Consider the following 15,394-nt stretch of genomic DNA (forward strand, 5'->3'; position numbering starts at 1 on the left):
ATCATCTTGTGTGCCTGCGGCAAAAATTAACGCTATCCACTGCCTTTTGAAAAAATGGCGGCATAACCTTCTGGTTTTCCGATCCCGTATTGCCTTTCACCGCTATAAACGTTTTACTTAGCGCCGTTGTCGATCCATCCCTCTGTGAACAGAATAAAAGCAGCTTAAATCACCTGCGCTTTACCCTGCGACGAGCATAATGCGCTGACATTGTCAGCCAGGTCGCGGTTTGCACGCAGCGAGGGGACAACACTAACCCAACTTCCACCGCAACATCAGTGACAGGCCGTATGACACATCGTTTAACTTCGAAGGACATTCTCGCGCTGGGCTTTATGACATTTGCCCTGTTTGTTGGCGCGGGCAACATCATTTTCCCGCCCATGGTCGGTATTCAGTCTGGCGAACACGTCTGGACAGCCGCCATCGGCTTTCTGATTACCGCTGTTGGTCTGCCCGTGATGACCGTGATCGCCCTGGCCCGCGTCGGCGGCGGCGTGGATGCGCTCAGCACCCCGATTGGCAAGGTCGCTGGCATCGTGCTGGCCACCGTGTGCTATCTGGCTGTCGGGCCGCTGTTTGCTACGCCGCGCACGGCAACCGTCTCGTTTGAGATGGGCATTGCACCGCTGACCGGCGATGGCGCGCTGCCGCTGTTCATCTATAGCCTGATCTATTTCGCGCTGGTGATTGGCGTGTCGCTCTATCCGGGCAAGCTGCTCGACACGGTAGGGCACTTCCTGGCGCCACTAAAAATTATCGCGCTGACCGTGCTGGGCGTGGCTGCACTGGTGTGGCCCGCAGGCGGCACCATTCCGGCGACCGCGGACTATCAGCGTGCGGCGTTCTCCAGCGGTTTCGTTAATGGCTATCTGACCATGGATACGCTGGGCGCGCTGGTGTTCGGCATCGTGATCGTTAACGCCGCCCGTTCACGTGGTGTTGATAATGCCGCGCTGCTGACCCGCTATACCGTGCTGGCAGGACTGATTGCCGGTCTGGGCCTGACGCTGGTCTACCTCTGCCTGTTTAAACTGGGCGCGGGCAGCGGGGCGCTGGTGGATCAAAATGCCAACGGCGCAGCGATTCTGCACGCGTATGTTCAGCATACCTTTGGCAGCATGGGCAGCTTCTTCCTGGCCGCGCTGATCTTCGTCGCCTGTATGGTGACTGCCGTCGGCCTGACCTGTGCCTGTGCGGAATTTTTTGCGCAATACCTGCCGTTGTCGTATAAAACGCTGGTGTTTATTCTGGGTCTGTTCTCGATGGTGGTGTCGAATCTCGGCCTGAGCCACCTGATTCAGATCTCCATCCCGGTACTGACGGCGATCTATCCGCCCTGTATCGTGCTGGTGGTGCTGAGTTTCACCCTTAACTGGTGGAATAAGAGCAGCCGGATTATCGCGCCAGCGATGCTGGTCAGCCTGCTGTTTGGCATTGTTGATGCGATTAAAACCACCGGGTTTAAAGATTTGCTGCCGGCATTCAGTCAGCACCTGCCGCTGGCTGACCAGGGTCTTGCCTGGTTGCCACCGTCGCTGGTAATGCTGCTGATTGCCGCTGTTGTAGATCGGGTGAAAGGACCGGAACAGGTTGCCGTTCACTCGTAACAGAATGCACTGATTTTTCTTTAACCACGGGCCTGCCCGTGGTTTTTTCATTTCACAGGTACAGGTTGTTATGCAAGAAACCAACAAGCTCAAACGCGGACTGAGCACGCGCCACATCCGCTTTATGGCGCTGGGATCGGCGATTGGCACCGGGCTGTTTTACGGTTCCGCCGATGCGATAAAAATGGCCGGACCGAGCGTGCTGCTCGCCTACATCATCGGCGGGGCAGTGGCGTATATCATCATGCGCGCGCTGGGTGAGATGTCCGTTAACAATCCTCAGGCCAGCTCTTTCTCCCGCTACGCGCAGGACTACCTTGGGCCGATGGCGGGCTATATCACCGGCTGGACCTACTGTTTTGAAATCCTGATTGTGGCGATTGCGGACGTTACCGCATTCGGCATCTATATGGGCGTCTGGTTCCCTGAGGTGCCGCACTGGATTTGGGTGCTGAGCGTGGTGCTGATCATCGGTGCCGTCAATCTGATGAGCGTGAAGGTGTTTGGCGAAGTGGAGTTCTGGTTCTCCTTCTTCAAAGTCGCCACCATCATTGTGATGATTCTGGCTGGTTTCGGCATGATTATCTGGGGGATTGGCAACGGCGGTCAGCCGACCGGTATCCATAACCTGTGGACCAACGGCGGCTTCTTCGCCCACGGCGTCGTCGGCATGCTGCTGTCGCTACAGATGGTGATGTTCGCCTATGGCGGCATCGAAATCATCGGTATCACTGCCGGTGAAGCGAAAGATCCGGAGAAGTCGATTCCGCGCGCGATTAACTCGGTGCCGTGGCGCATTCTGGTGTTCTACGTTGGCACGCTGTTTGTGATTATGTCGATCTATCCCTGGAATCAGGTAGGAACCTCGGGCAGCCCGTTTGTGCTGACCTTCCAGCATCTGGGGATCGCGGCAGCCGCCTCTATCCTCAATTTCGTCGTGCTGACCGCGTCGCTCTCGGCGATTAACAGCGATGTGTTTGGCGTGGGTCGCATGCTGCACGGGATGGCGCAGCAGGGTCATGCGCCGAAAGTCTTTATGAAGGTCTCGTCACGCGGCATTCCGTGGGTGACGGTGGTGGTGATGATGTTCGCCATGCTGATTGCGGTTTATCTCAACTACCTGATGCCGGAAAAAGTTTTCCTGGTGATCGCTTCGCTGGCGACCTTTGCAACGGTGTGGGTCTGGATCATGATTCTGCTGTCGCAGATCGCCTTCCGTCGCAAAATTGGCAAAGAGGCGGCGAGTAAGCTGCAGTTTGCGCTGCCAGGTGGCAGCTGGACGGCTGGCGTTGGCGTAGCGTTCCTGTGCTTTATTATCGGTCTGATTGGTTATTTCCCCGATACCCGCATTTCACTCTATGTTGGCATGGTGTGGATTGTGGTGCTGCTGCTGGGCTATAAACTGGTGCGTAAACCACGCTAATCTCCTGTTCTGCTCTCCTGATATATGGGGGAGCAGAACCCGCTATTTCCCTCTTTTATTTTCTCCTATCGCTGTTTATTTATGTGATCTTCGCCACAACGCTGAATTCTTTTATTACGCGTTAACGCTCTGTCAGCGAAATAAGACTCTGCGCCGGTTTATTACGGCGAATGTATCCCGAAAAGATTATTCAAACGGGCAGTGAATATCGCTGAAGGTTACAGGCGGGAAAAATTGTTGATGGGGCTTCATGCGCAGGAATGTGCAGCTATACGGGCACTGACGCGCTAAAAAAGCAGAGAGGCGGAAATAAAAAACGGCGAAACCAGTCGCCGAAATACGCAAGAATTACAGGAAAATAGATAATAAAGGGATGATTGACAGGACTATCGTAAATCAAAATGCGTGGCGCTGATAGTCAGGCGAATTAAATAAGAAAAGGTCGGAGCGGCTTTAATTAACAGCGGTTAACATTATTAAGGCCGCATTGCGGCTGTGGCCTTAATTTGATTAGCTACAGACTCAGGGCAATATAACCGAAACCGGCAGCACAGCGCTGTTGTCCAGGTTTTTTCGCAGCTGAGTCAGTGTGGATTCATAAGGGCAGAGGAGGCCGACAGCGGTGACTCTGCAGTCGGGCTGATGCCATTCCTGCTGTAATAACGGGTGTTTATCATCAATCGGTTGCAACTGACGAATCCCATCCAGACTTTGCGCCTGAAAATAGAGCCGCAAAAAACGCTCGCCGCTGTGGGTGTCGCGCCAGCGCTCCAGCACCAGACTGCTGCCCGGCGGAATGTTACCGCGAGAATAGCCGGGTAACTGCCAGTTAAAGTCCATCAGGGTGCGCACCATCGCAATGTTGGTGTCATGCGCGACGAGAACCAGCCAGCGGCCCGGCGAGCTGTCGGCAGCGATCGCTTCCAGCATCGTGTTGAGCAATATCGAGCCACGGCGCTGTGCCAGGTAGAGTACGTCGTTGCTGAGATCGTAGTTGGCGGTCAGCAGCGGCAGCAGGGCGGTGATCTGCGCGGCCAAAGTGATATGCCCCCAGGCGAGCTGATCAAACGGCAGATTTTCGCTGTAGCCCAGTCGCAGCGTCTCCACCATACTTGCCATCACGCTCAGCCCGTAAACGTAACTATTCCCGTTGCGGGTTTGCCGGAACGTCCAGGGCGCATCAAACAGGGGACAATCTGTTGCGGGGGGACAGACGGCGGCTTTCAACTGCTGAATCGCCGGTTGCAGTTGCTGTTGCAGGTGTGCCAGATCGCCCGCTTTCTGCTGTTTAGCAGCCAGTTCCTGTGCGGGATCGGTCCGGATGACCGTCAGCTTTTCACTCTGAAACAGAGGATCTACATCGCCCGCGACGTGATGCACCGGCACGCCGCAGCCGGGAAAGGCCCCATCCGTCAGCGCCGCGGCTGTGGCGCGGGTGCGCTGCAGCGGACTGGTGCGCACGTAGACCTGAGCGGCATCCGGACAGCCCGCGCTCAGCAGACCAAGCTGGCGATAGTGCTCGCCTTCCCAGCGTCCTTTATTCACCACGGCACTGTAGCCGTGACCCGTCAGCTCGCCATCGGCAGTGGTCCACTGTGTCCATGGTTGCTGGCTGGCGGCTTCAATCTCTTTACGATTGCCTGGCGTGGGCGGACGTACGCCGTGACGGCTCAGTTCAACCACTTTCTCCAGTTGGTAATCCGCAGCCTGTGCCGCCGGGCTTAATAGCCAGAGAGAACCGAGGATTAGCGCACAGCGGCACAGGGTTGGCAGCGTCATTTACTCTTCCAGTGCGCCGTTGCCGGTCAGCGCTTTAATTTTTGGATAAAGGGCCGCATTGGCCAGCAACACCGGGTTACCGTTTTTCAGGCCTTCATTACGCAGATAATCATTGGTGACGCCGCCTGCTTCGCGCATAAGAACGATGCCCGGCAGACTGTCCCACGGATGCATATGCGCTTCGTAGTAACCAATCAGCCGACCGGCTGCTGCCCAGGCACTGGTCAGCGCACCCGAACCAATGCGAATAAACATGCCGCCCTGTTCAATTAAGCCGCTGATCAGGCGTGAGACGCTTTCGCCCGGCGTCCGGCTGGAATTACTGATGCCAAGTAAACCCTCATTGAGATGCGCTGCGCCATGCACCTGCAGGCGACTTTCATTCAGCCATGCCCCCTGGCCTGCCCGTGCGTGGAACAGCTCCTGATGATTGGGATCGCAGACTACGCCGATCACCGGTTCGCCTTCACAGACCACCGCCAGTGAAACGCACCAGTTAGGCAGGCCGTTGACGAAACAGGCGGTGCCATCGATCGGATCGACAACCCAGATAAAGGGCGCACCCTCAACCTCGCCGCCGCTCTCTTCGCCATAGACGATATCCTCAGGAAAACGTTCAGCGATTAAGGTCTTAATTAATGCCTCAACGTTACGATCAGCCTCGCTGACCACGTCCTGCAAATCCCTTTTGTGTTCCACGACCAGTGTCTGACGCTGCTGATACCATGACAGAGCCCGGCTGCCCGCCGCACGGGCGATGTCGCAGGCGTAACGGTAACGCGCGTCTATTTCAGAATGCGAAGCGGATGACATCTTTTCCTCTTATGATTTTTTGCCATAACGAACGGAAGGCGCGCCTGAACAGGCGGTCTGGCTGTGATGTTTACTACACTATTGTTAAGAAAGACTTCATTAAGCCGCAGATAAGCAGCAATGGCAAGATGGTGCTGAGCCGGGCGGGCGGCTTTTTTCATCAGGCAAAAGCGCATGTCCGTCAGCCCGGCAGCAGAGGATCGGGTTTTACAGCGTTCTGCTGGTCGCCAGCGCCATTAAACGCGGATAAAAAACAAAAAACAGCGCTTCCAGCTGATCATAATGTTGCGTGAAATCGTGGTAGGAGTCGCGTAGTGCCGCCAGGCGGGGACGGCGGCTGGCCATGCCGTGCAGCACCCGCTCCAGCCGCGCAGGCTGGGCATAATGCTCAAACCAGCGCTCGCGCCACATCACCGCGTTGAGTGCCTGAAATTCAGGAGGCGTGTCGGCCAGTTGCGGCATAATGTCACGCTCGGCGGCGGCAGAAAACTGCACCAGCGTCTGGCCGGGCGTAAATTGCTGCCAGTGCCGGGCCAGAAAATGGTCCCAGATGACGTCCAACGTAATCGGTGCCACGCGATAGGTTTCCGCACGGAACAGCTGACGGGCGCTGCGCACTTCCGGCAGCGCATCCGTCATCACATCCAGACGACGATGCATCAGAATGCCGTCTGCGACAGGCGCGGACCAGTTCAGGTGCGGGTTGCCACGCACAAAGTCGGCCATTAAATTGCCGAGTAAGGAGCTGTCGGCCAGCTTAGCCAGATGGAGATGAGCAAGAAAGTTCATGCCGCATTATAGGCAGAACTGCCTTTGCGCAGCCAGTTGTTCAGAATTGGTCGGTTTTCCGCTAAACTGTGCCGCCTGTTTTTGCCTGAGAAAGAACATTTCAATGCGTGTCGCCGATTTTGCTTTTGAACTGCCCGAATCCCTGATTGCTCACTATCCCCAGGCGCAGCGCAGCGGCTGTCGTCTGCTGTCGCTCGACGGTCCCAGCGGTGCGCTGTCGCACGGTGTTTTCACCGACGTGCTGGATAAGCTGAATCCAGGCGATCTGCTGGTGTTCAACAACACCCGTGTGATTCCGGCGCGCGTGTTTGGCCGTAAAGCCAGCGGCGGCAAAATCGAGATGCTGGTGGAGCGGATGCTCGACGACAAGCGCGTGCTGGCACATGTGCGCGCTTCAAAAGCGCCGAAGCCGGGGGCAGAACTGCTGCTGGGCGAAGATGAGAGTGTGAAAGCGACCATGGTGGCACGCCACGATGCGCTGTTTGAGATTGCGTTTGATGATGAGCGCGCAGTGCTCGACATCCTCAACAGCGTTGGCCACATGCCACTGCCGCCGTATATCGACCGTCCGGATGAAGAGGCGGATCGCGAGCTTTATCAGACGGTTTACAGCGCCCGTCCGGGAGCCGTCGCGGCCCCGACAGCCGGTCTGCACTTCGATGAACCGCTGCTGCAGGCGCTTAAAGAGAAGGGCATTGAGATGGCCTTTGTGACGCTGCACGTCGGGGCGGGCACCTTCCAGCCGGTGCGTGTCGAGACCATCGAAGAGCATCACATGCACGCGGAGTATGCCGAAGTGCCGCAGGAGGTTGTCGACGCAGTACTGGCCTGCAAAGCGCGTGGCAATAAGGTGGTCGCTGTCGGCACCACCTCTGTTCGTTCGCTGGAGAGCGCCGCCAAAGCAAGTCAGGATGCCCTGATAGCGCCGTTCTTCGACGATACCCAGATTTTCATCTATCCGGGCTATGAGTATCAGGTGATCGATGCGCTGATCACCAACTTCCATCTGCCCGAATCGACTCTGATTATGCTGGTCTCGGCGTTTGCCGGTTATCAGCACACCATGGCCGCGTACCGCGCAGCCGTGGCTGAGCAATATCGTTTCTTCAGTTATGGAGATGCGATGTTTATCAGCAAAAATCCGCAGGCGCCGCTGGAAAAAGTGGGCGGCTGATTTATTAACCGATAGCCGGAACCGCCTGAAGAGCGTGAAGGTTGTATACATCGGACTGTTTCTCCGATGGAGGCTTTGTGAAATTTGAACTTGATACCACAGACGGGCGCGCACGCCGTGGCCGTCTGATTTTTGATCGCGGCGTGGTCGAAACCCCGGCGTTTATGCCCGTCGGCACCTATGGCACCGTGAAAGGCATGACGCCGGAAGAAGTGCAGGAAACCGGCGCGCAGATCATTCTGGGCAATACCTTCCACCTCTGGCTGCGTCCCGGCCAGGAGATCATGAAACTGCATGGCGATCTGCATGACTTTATGCAGTGGAAAGGACCGATCCTGACCGACTCCGGCGGTTTCCAGGTCTTCAGTCTGGGCGACATCCGTAAAATCACCGAAGCGGGCGTGCATTTCCGTAACCCGATCAACGGCGACCCGATCTTCCTCGATCCGGAAAAATCGATGGAGATTCAGTACGACCTGGGTTCCGACATCGTGATGATTTTCGATGAATGTACGCCGTATCCGGCGGACTGGGACTACGCCAAACGCTCCATGGAGATGTCGCTGCGCTGGGCGCGACGCAGTCGTGACCGTTTCGACAGCCTGGGTAATAAAAATGCCTTATTTGGCATTATTCAGGGCTCGGTTTACGAAGATTTACGAGATGTCTCGGTGAAAGGTCTGGTAGAGATTGGCTTTGATGGGTACGCTGTGGGCGGCCTGGCGGTGGGTGAGCCTAAGCAGGACATGCACCGTATTCTTGAGCACGTCTGTCCGCAGCTTCCGCAGGATAAACCGCGTTATCTGATGGGTGTCGGCAAGCCAGAAGATCTGGTTGAAGGCGTCCGTCGCGGCGTCGATATGTTTGACTGCGTGATGCCAACCCGTAATGCGCGAAATGGTCATCTGTTTGTAACCGAAGGTGTGGTGAAGATTCGCAACGCCCGCTACAAAGATGACACTGCGCCGCTGGATGCGGAGTGTGATTGTTACACCTGTCGCAATTATAGCCGTGCCTACTTGTATCATCTCGACCGTTGTAACGAAATACTGGGCGCGCGTCTGAATACTATCCACAATTTGCGCTACTACCAGCGTCTGATGGCAGGTTTACGCCAGGCCATCGAAGAGGGTAAATTAGAGCGCTTTGTAACTGAGTTTTACCAACGGACGGGCAAAGAAGTTCCGCCATTAACGTCTGATAATTCATCAATGAGGGAAATTTAATGAGCTTATTCATTTCTGACGCCGTGGCCGCAGCAGGCGCTCCGTCTCAGGGAAGTCCGTATTCTCTGGTGATCATGCTGGTGGTGTTTGGTCTGATTTTCTATTTCATGATCCTGCGTCCGCAGCAGAAACGTGCGAAAGAGCACAAGAAGCTGATGGATTCCATCTCAAAGGGCGATGAAGTGTTGACCAGCGGTGGCCTGGTCGGTCGCGTCACAAAAGTCTCTGACACGGGCTACGTCGCTATCGCGCTGAATGACACCAATGAAGTCGTCATTAAACGTGATTTTGTCGCTGCCGTGCTGCCGAAAGGCACTATCAAGGCGCTGTAATTTTTTCTTCCCTAAGGGAACTGCCGTGTTAAACCGTTATCCTTTGTGGAAGTATGTGATGCTGGTCGTCGTGATTCTCGTCGGCCTGCTCTATGCGCTTCCCAACCTCTATGGTGAGGATCCGGCCGTTCAAATCACTGGCGCGCGCGGAAGCGCCGCCAGTGAGCAGACGCTGGATCAGATTCAGTCCGCATTAAAACAGGACAATATCCAGAGCAAATCTGTTGCGCTGGAAAATGGTGCGATTACCGCGCGCTTCGCCAATACGGATGTGCAGTTACGCGCCCGTGAAGCGATCATGAAAGCGCTGGGTGAAGACTACGTCGTGGCGCTCAACCTCGCGCCTGCCACGCCGCGCTGGCTGACCATGCTGTCAGCAGAGCCGATGAAACTCGGTCTCGATCTGCGTGGTGGCGTGCACTTCCTGATGGAAGTGGACATGGACACCGCACTCAGCAAACTGCAGGAGCAGAATGCTGATACGCTGCGTAGCGACCTGCGCACCAAAAATATCCCCTACACCAACGTCAATAAAATCGCGAACTACGGCGTGGAAATTCGTTTCCGTGACGCTGCCAGCCGCGACGCGGCGATCTCCTGGCTGAGCTCGCGTCATCAGGATCTGGTGATCAACAGCAGCGGCAGCGATGCACTGCGTGCCACCATGAGCGATGCCCGTCTCAGCGAAGCGCGTGAATATGCGGTTCAGCAGAACATTACGATTCTGCGTAACCGTGTAAACCAGCTGGGCGTAGCTGAACCGCTGGTTCAGCGTCAGGGTTCTGATCGCATCGTGGTTGAGCTACCGGGTATTCAGGATACGGCGCGTGCCAAAGAGATTCTGGGTGCCACCGCGACGCTGGAATTCCGTCTGGTTAACACCAGCGTGGATCCGACTGCGGCGGCCAGTGGCCGTGTACCGGGTGACTCTGAAGTTAAAGACATGCGTGATGGCCAGCCGGTCGTGCTTTACAAGCGGGTGATCCTGACCGGTGACCATATCACCGACTCAACCTCCAGCATGGATGAGTACAACCAGCCACAGGTGAACATTTCACTGGATGGCGCAGGCGGTAACATCATGTCCAACTTCACTAAGGACAACATCGGCAAGCCGATGGCGACCCTGTTTGTGGAGTACAAGGACAGCGGTAAGAAAGATGCCAATGGCCGATCCATTCTGGTGAAACAGGAAGAGGTGATTAACGTCGCTAATATCCAGTCTCGCCTGGGGAACAGCTTCCGCATCACCGGTATCAACAACCCGAACGAAGCGCGTCAGCTGTCGCTGCTGCTGCGTGCCGGTGCGTTGATTGCGCCGATCCAGATTGTGGAAGAGCGGACTATCGGGCCGACCATGGGTCAGCAAAACATTACGCAGGGTCTGGAAGCCTGCCTGTGGGGTCTGCTCGCCTCGATCCTGTTTATGGTGGTGTTCTACAAGAAGTTTGGTCTGATTGCGACGAGTGCGCTGCTGGTTAACCTGGTGCTGATTGTCGGCATCATGTCCCTGCTGCCCGGCGCGACCCTGACCATGCCGGGTATTGCCGGTATCGTGTTAACACTGGCGGTAGCAGTCGATGCTAACGTACTGATTAACGAACGTATTAAAGAAGAGCTGCGTAACGGGCGCTCGGTTCAGCAGGCAATTCATGAGGGCTACAAAGGCGCCTTCTCCAGTATTGTCGATGCGAACGTGACCACCCTGATCAAAGTTATCATTCTTTACGCGGTCGGCACTGGTTCGATCAAAGGCTTTGCTATTACCACCGCAATTGGTATCGCGACCTCAATGTTCACCGCGATTGTCGGTACCCGTGCCATTGTTAACCTGGTTTACGGTGGCAAACGCATCAACAAGCTGTCTATCTGAGGAGTGCGTTGTGGCACAGGAATATAACATTGAGCAGTTGAACCACGGGCGTAAAGTCGTCGACTTTATGCGCTGGGATAAGCTGGCCTTCATCATTTCGGGACTGCTGATTGTGGCCGCGATTGCGATCGTGGGCGTGCGTGGTTTTAACTGGGGCCTCGATTTCACCGGTGGTACGGTGATTGAGATCGCGCTGGAGAAACCGGCCGACCTCGACACGCTGCGCAGCGATCTGGTGAAAGCGGGCTTTGACGAGCCGCTGGTGCAGAACTTTGGCAGCAGCCGTGACGTCATGGTGCGTATGGCACCGGTTACCGGCCCGGCAGGTACCGAGTTAGGCAATAAAGTGGTGTCGGTGATCAACCAGACCACGCAGCAAAACGCGACCGTTAAGCGCATTGAGTTCGTAGGGCCGAGTGTGGGCAGCGACCTGGCGCAGGCGGGTGCGATGGCGCTGTTGTCGGCACTGATTGCGATTCTGATCTATATCGGTTTTCGCTTTGAGTGGCGTCTGGCGCTGGGCACCGTGCTGGCGCTGGCGCATGACGTGATCATCACCTGCGGCCTGCTGGCGCTGTTCCGCATTGAAATCGACCTGACGATTGTTGCCTCGCTGATGTCGGTGATTGGCTACTCGCTTAACGATAAGATCGTGGTCTCTGACCGTATCCGTGAAAACTTCCGCAAGATCCGTCGCGGCAGCGCTTACGATATTACCAACGTGTCACTGACCCAGACGTTAAGCCGTACCCTGATTACCTCGCTGACGACGCTGGCGATGATCCTCATCCTGTTCATATTTGGTGGTGCGCTGCTGAAAGGCTTCTCACTGACCATGCTGATTGGTGTGACGATTGGTACGATTTCATCCATTTATGTCTCTTCAGCGCTGGCGCTGAAGCTGGGCATGAAGCGTGAACATATGATGGTGCAGAAAGTCGAGAAAGAGGGCGCCGATCAGCCTTCTATCCTGCCTTAATCGCGCATCGGAAATAAAAACGGGCAGCCTTTTGGCTGCCCGTTTTTTTTGCACCACGGCTAAGGATTAGCGGGTGCCGCAGGGGAGGTCGGGGGCGGTGCGTCAGCGGTCACGTTATGCACGCGCACATAACCCAGTTGCTCCGGCGTCAGGCCGCTAAGTCGAAGCGGAATGCTCGCCGAATGCTGCGGCAGCAGCGAGGCAGGCAGCGCGACCGTCTGCGTCAGACTGTCACTGCTCAGCGGTTTACCGGTCGCCGGGTCGAGTTCACCCCAGATCACCGTCGCGTGCAGGGCGGGCAAAGGCCGATCGTCCATTGAGCGTACGGTCAGGGTTGCCCGCGAACCGCTGGCTTCCGCAGTGGCAGGGGACAGCGTCAGTCGCAACGTGCCGAGCTGAGTCTGCAACGCCACTGGCGTGTTCGCCTGTGGCACCAGCCAGGCACCTTGCTGCAACTGGCTGTTAAGCTGTCCCTGAATCTCCAGCGCGCTGGCCTGTGTGGTCAGATGCTGCATCTGCTGATTGAGCTGACTCACTTCCTGATGCAGCTCTCTGACCTGCGGGTTACCTGCACTGCTACTGCAGCCGCTCAGCGCCACCAGTGAGAACGCCACCGGAACCCAAACCATCCTGCTCATAAGTTATCCTTATCCGTTATTTTGGAATACGTAAAACCTGGCCAGGATAGATCTTATCAGGATGGGTGAGCATTGGCTTATTCGCTTCGAAAATCTTGTTATATTCGTTAGCGTTACCGTAAACCTGTTTAGAAATAGCGCTCAGCGTGTCGCCTTTCTTCACGGTGTAAAGCTCTGACTCGGCCGCGCTGTCTGTCACGGTGACCTTGTCTTCCACTTTTGTGATGCCTGCCACGTTACCTGCCGCGATCAGAATCTTCTCTTTCAGCTCCTGAGAAAGGCCATCGCCGGTCACGGTCACGGTATCGCCATTGACCTTTACGTCCACCTTGTCGCTGTCTGGCAAGCCGAGCTTGTTGATGTGATCCTGCAGCTTTTTATTCTGGTCCTCACCGCCATGTACGGCATCCCACAATTTTTCACCCGCTTCTTTCACAAAATTAAACAGACCCATACAACCTCCAGTGTGTTAGTGGATATACGCCGTCTTTCGGCTCTATAAGCGTAGACCCTTTTGCCGACACTGATATTTAACATCATTTATGCTGTGCATGGGAGACTCGAAAGACACGGAAGAGATTTTGTTGATTCGCAGTTCGCGCTACACTGTATGGCCTATCACTCTCGCGTCAGGAAACGTCATGCATTGCCCATTCTGCTCCGCTGTGGACACCAAAGTGATTGATTCTCGTCTGGTTAGTGAAGGCTCCTCGGTGCGACGCCGCCGCCAGTGTCTGATGTGTCATGAACGCTTCACCACCTTTGAGGTGGCGGAACTGGTGATGCCCCGCGTGGTGAAAAGCAATGATGTGCGCGAGCCTTTCAATGAAGACAAAATGGCCAGCGGGATGATGAAAGCGCTTGAGAAGCGTCCGGTCAGCGCCGACGCGGTAGAAAGCGCCGTAAATCATATTAAAACGCAGCTGCGCGCCACCGGCGAACGAGAGATCCCCAGTAAGCTGATTGGCAATCTGGTGATGGATGAGCTGAAAAAGCTCGATAAAGTCGCCTATATTCGCTTCGCCTCGGTTTACCGCAGCTTTGAAGATATTCGCGATTTTGGCGAAGAGATCGCCCGGTTACAGGATTAGAGTATGGACGAACGCTATATGGCGCGTGCGCTGGAACTGGCGCGACGCGGCCGTTTTACGACCATGCCGAACCCGAATGTCGGCTGTGTGATTGTGCGCGATGGTGAAGTCGTGGGTGAGGGCTGGCATCAGCGTGCTGGTGAACCCCATGCTGAAGTCCACGCTCTGCGCATGGCTGGCGAGAAAGCGCGTGGCGCAACGGCCTATGTCACGCTGGAGCCGTGCAGCCATCATGGCCGCACGCCGCCCTGCTGTGATGCGCTGATCGCCGCAGGTGTGACCCGTGTCGTCGCCGCCATGCAGGATCCAAATCCGCAGGTCGCGGGGCGCGGACTGCACCGTCTGCATCAGGCAGGTATTGACGTCAGCCATGGTCTGATGATGCCGGAAGCCGAAGCACTGAATCGCGGCTTCCTCAATCGCATGCGCACCGGCTTTCCCTGGATTCAGCTCAAGCTGGGCGCGTCACTGGATGGCCGCACGGCCATGGCCAGTGGCGAAAGCCAGTGGATCACCTCTGAGGCTGCCCGTCGTGATGTGCAGCGTCTGCGGGCGCAAAACGCCGCCATTCTCAGCAGCAGCGCCACGGTGCTGGCGGACGATCCCTCTCTGACCGTGCGCTGGTCTGAACTCGATACCGACAGCCAGGCTTTGATTGATGAGCAGCAACTGCGTCAGCCGGTACGTGTGATTATCGACAGCCAGAATCGCGTGACGCCGCAGCATCGGCTCATCTCACAGCCGGGCGAAACCTGGCTGATGCGCCATCAGCCGGATCAGCAGCTCTGGCCCGCTGACGTCACGCAAATCGCCGTGCCGCTGCGCGAACAGCAGCTGGATCTGGTGGCGATGATGATGCTGCTGGGACAGCGACAGATCAACAGCGTCTGGGTTGAAGCGGGTGCGACGCTCGCCGGTGCCCTGTTACAGGCCGGGCTGGTGGATGAACTGATCGTTTATCTGGCACCTAAGCTGTTAGGCCATGAAGGACGCGGCCTGTGTCAGCTGCCGGCGCTCAGCCAGCTGGCTGACGCACCTGCGTTCCGTTTCAGCGATGTCCGGCAGGTCGGTGACGATTTACGTCTGACCCTGACACCGCAATAGCATGCCCGGAAAAGCGAGAGCACGCCGCCTAAGAGTATGATAGAATCCGCCCCCCTGCGCGGGGCCAACCAAACCCCTGAAAGGATAAGTATGAAAGTTATCGAAGCTGCTGTTGCAACGCCTGAGGCCAATGTTGCCATCGTCATCGCGCGTTTTAACAACTTCATTAATGACAGCCTGCTGGATGGCGCAGTTGATGCCCTGAAACGTATCGGCCAGGTCAAAGATGAAAATATCACCGTTGTCTGGGTGCCGGGTGCTTACGAACTGCCGCTGGCAGCACGTGCGCTGGCGAACTCCGGCAAACATGATGCGATTATTGCACTCGGCACCGTTATTCGTGGTGGCACTGCGCACTTCGAATATGTGGCGGGTGAAGCCAGCTCCGGTATCGCCAGCGTTGCCATGAACAGCGACATTCCTGTCGCGTTCGGCGTGCTGACCACTGAAAGCATCGAGCAGGCCATTGAGCGTGCCGGCACCAAAGCGGGTAACAAAGGTGCTGAAGCGGCGCTGACTGCGCTCGAAATGATCAACGTATTGAAAGCCATTAAAGCCTGATT

The 15,394-nt window shown here is 56.3% G+C and carries 15 protein-coding genes; 10 read left to right on the forward strand and 5 right to left on the reverse strand.

The features are described 5' to 3' along the window. Positions 1-290 precede the first annotated feature (290 nt). A complete protein-coding gene (gene brnQ / locus AC6I8C_RS04280; protein ID WP_497821701.1) occupies positions 291-1,610 on the forward strand; it encodes a branched-chain amino acid transporter carrier protein BrnQ in 1,320 nt (439 codons plus the stop codon). A gap of 70 nt (positions 1,611-1,680) precedes the next feature. Then, on the forward strand, positions 1,681-3,033 hold the full coding sequence (gene proY, locus AC6I8C_RS04285; RefSeq protein WP_033731734.1) for a proline-specific permease ProY: 1,353 nt from the start codon (positions 1,681-1,683) through the stop codon (positions 3,031-3,033). Positions 3,034-3,555: 522 nt separating this feature from the next. On the opposite strand, the gene AC6I8C_RS04290 is transcribed toward proY, so the two are convergent. The 3 genes from AC6I8C_RS04290 to AC6I8C_RS04300 form a co-directional block, all read right to left on the reverse strand. Further along, the gene (locus tag AC6I8C_RS04290; protein ID WP_497821702.1) at positions 3,556-4,812 is read right to left on the reverse strand and encodes a histidine-type phosphatase; all 1,257 of its coding nucleotides are present in this window, start codon (positions 4,810-4,812) and stop codon (positions 3,556-3,558) included. Further along, positions 4,813-5,625 (reverse strand): inositol monophosphatase family protein, encoded by an 813-nt coding sequence (locus AC6I8C_RS04295; RefSeq protein ID WP_497821703.1) that lies wholly within the window; start codon positions 5,623-5,625, stop codon positions 4,813-4,815. A gap of 207 nt (positions 5,626-5,832) precedes the next feature. Then, entirely contained in the window at positions 5,833-6,414 is a 582-nt protein-coding gene (locus AC6I8C_RS04300) for an ACP phosphodiesterase (RefSeq protein ID WP_497821704.1), read from the reverse strand. A 103-nt stretch (positions 6,415-6,517) separates the two neighbouring features. On the opposite strand from AC6I8C_RS04300, the gene queA reads away from it, so the two are divergent. The 5 genes from queA to secF all read left to right on the forward strand — a co-directional run bounded on the left by queA (position 6,518) and on the right by secF (position 11,998). Next, positions 6,518-7,588, forward strand: coding sequence for a tRNA preQ1(34) S-adenosylmethionine ribosyltransferase-isomerase QueA (gene queA, locus AC6I8C_RS04305; RefSeq protein ID WP_497821705.1), 1,071 nt, complete (start codon positions 6,518-6,520; stop codon positions 7,586-7,588). Between the two features lie 77 nt (positions 7,589-7,665). Then, on the forward strand, positions 7,666-8,814 hold the full coding sequence (tgt, locus tag AC6I8C_RS04310; protein WP_033731739.1) for a tRNA guanosine(34) transglycosylase Tgt: 1,149 nt from the start codon (positions 7,666-7,668) through the stop codon (positions 8,812-8,814). Further along, positions 8,814-9,146: a preprotein translocase subunit YajC gene (gene yajC / locus AC6I8C_RS04315; protein WP_009091760.1), complete on the forward strand. Its 333-nt coding sequence runs from the start codon at positions 8,814-8,816 to the stop codon at positions 9,144-9,146. Before tgt ends, yajC begins: the two co-directional genes overlap by 1 nt. A gap of 25 nt (positions 9,147-9,171) precedes the next feature. After that, positions 9,172-11,019, forward strand: coding sequence for a protein translocase subunit SecD (gene secD / locus AC6I8C_RS04320; protein WP_497821706.1), 1,848 nt, complete (start codon positions 9,172-9,174; stop codon positions 11,017-11,019). Between the two features lie 10 nt (positions 11,020-11,029). After that, positions 11,030-11,998, forward strand: a complete 969-nt coding sequence (gene secF, locus AC6I8C_RS04325; RefSeq protein WP_497821707.1) for a protein translocase subunit SecF — start codon at positions 11,030-11,032, stop codon at positions 11,996-11,998. 59 nt (positions 11,999-12,057) lie between these two features. On the opposite strand, the gene AC6I8C_RS04330 is transcribed toward secF, so the two are convergent. Both AC6I8C_RS04330 and lysM read right to left on the reverse strand, forming a co-directional pair. Next, the gene (locus AC6I8C_RS04330; protein ID WP_497821708.1) at positions 12,058-12,636 is read right to left on the reverse strand and encodes a SadB/YajI family lipoprotein; all 579 of its coding nucleotides are present in this window, start codon (positions 12,634-12,636) and stop codon (positions 12,058-12,060) included. Between the two features lie 16 nt (positions 12,637-12,652). Beyond that, the gene (gene lysM, locus AC6I8C_RS04335; protein ID WP_161735268.1) at positions 12,653-13,090 is read right to left on the reverse strand and encodes a peptidoglycan-binding protein LysM; all 438 of its coding nucleotides are present in this window, start codon (positions 13,088-13,090) and stop codon (positions 12,653-12,655) included. Positions 13,091-13,277: 187 nt separating this feature from the next. Here lysM and nrdR point away from each other — a divergent pair, with 187 nt between their 5' ends. From nrdR to ribH, 3 genes are all read left to right on the forward strand, one after another. Further along, positions 13,278-13,727, forward strand: a complete 450-nt coding sequence (gene nrdR / locus AC6I8C_RS04340; RefSeq protein WP_009091750.1) for a transcriptional regulator NrdR — start codon at positions 13,278-13,280, stop codon at positions 13,725-13,727. A gap of 3 nt (positions 13,728-13,730) precedes the next feature. Then, positions 13,731-14,831, forward strand: coding sequence for a bifunctional diaminohydroxyphosphoribosylaminopyrimidine deaminase/5-amino-6-(5-phosphoribosylamino)uracil reductase RibD (ribD, locus tag AC6I8C_RS04345; protein WP_497821709.1), 1,101 nt, complete (start codon positions 13,731-13,733; stop codon positions 14,829-14,831). 90 nt (positions 14,832-14,921) lie between these two features. Further along, a complete protein-coding gene (ribH, locus tag AC6I8C_RS04350) occupies positions 14,922-15,392 on the forward strand; it encodes a 6,7-dimethyl-8-ribityllumazine synthase (protein WP_013356975.1) in 471 nt (156 codons plus the stop codon). Positions 15,393-15,394 lie beyond the last annotated feature (2 nt).

The organism is Pantoea sp. X-Soil-YNGN-844 (genome assembly GCF_059730595.1).

Bases quoted from the DNA above. Each gene is read 5' to 3' on its own strand.
- lysM (WP_161735268.1), bottom strand. From the start codon at position 13,090: ATGGGTCTGTTTAATTTTGTGAAAGAAGCGGGTGAAAAATTGTGGGAT.
- AC6I8C_RS04300 (WP_497821704.1), bottom strand. From the start codon at position 6,414: ATGAACTTTCTTGCTCATCTCCATCTGGCTAAGCTGGCCGACAGCTCC.
- queA (WP_497821705.1), top strand. From the start codon at position 6,518: ATGCGTGTCGCCGATTTTGCTTTTGAACTGCCCGAATCCCTGATTGCT.
- nrdR (WP_009091750.1), top strand. From the start codon at position 13,278: ATGCATTGCCCATTCTGCTCCGCTGTGGACACCAAAGTGATTGATTCT.
- yajC (WP_009091760.1), top strand. From the start codon at position 8,814: ATGAGCTTATTCATTTCTGACGCCGTGGCCGCAGCAGGCGCTCCGTCT.
- ribH (WP_013356975.1), top strand. From the start codon at position 14,922: ATGAAAGTTATCGAAGCTGCTGTTGCAACGCCTGAGGCCAATGTTGCC.
- brnQ (WP_497821701.1), top strand. From the start codon at position 291: ATGACACATCGTTTAACTTCGAAGGACATTCTCGCGCTGGGCTTTATG.
- ribD (WP_497821709.1), top strand. From the start codon at position 13,731: ATGGACGAACGCTATATGGCGCGTGCGCTGGAACTGGCGCGACGCGGC.
- proY (WP_033731734.1), top strand. From the start codon at position 1,681: ATGCAAGAAACCAACAAGCTCAAACGCGGACTGAGCACGCGCCACATC.
- AC6I8C_RS04290 (WP_497821702.1), bottom strand. From the start codon at position 4,812: ATGACGCTGCCAACCCTGTGCCGCTGTGCGCTAATCCTCGGTTCTCTC.
- AC6I8C_RS04330 (WP_497821708.1), bottom strand. From the start codon at position 12,636: ATGAGCAGGATGGTTTGGGTTCCGGTGGCGTTCTCACTGGTGGCGCTG.
- AC6I8C_RS04295 (WP_497821703.1), bottom strand. From the start codon at position 5,625: ATGTCATCCGCTTCGCATTCTGAAATAGACGCGCGTTACCGTTACGCC.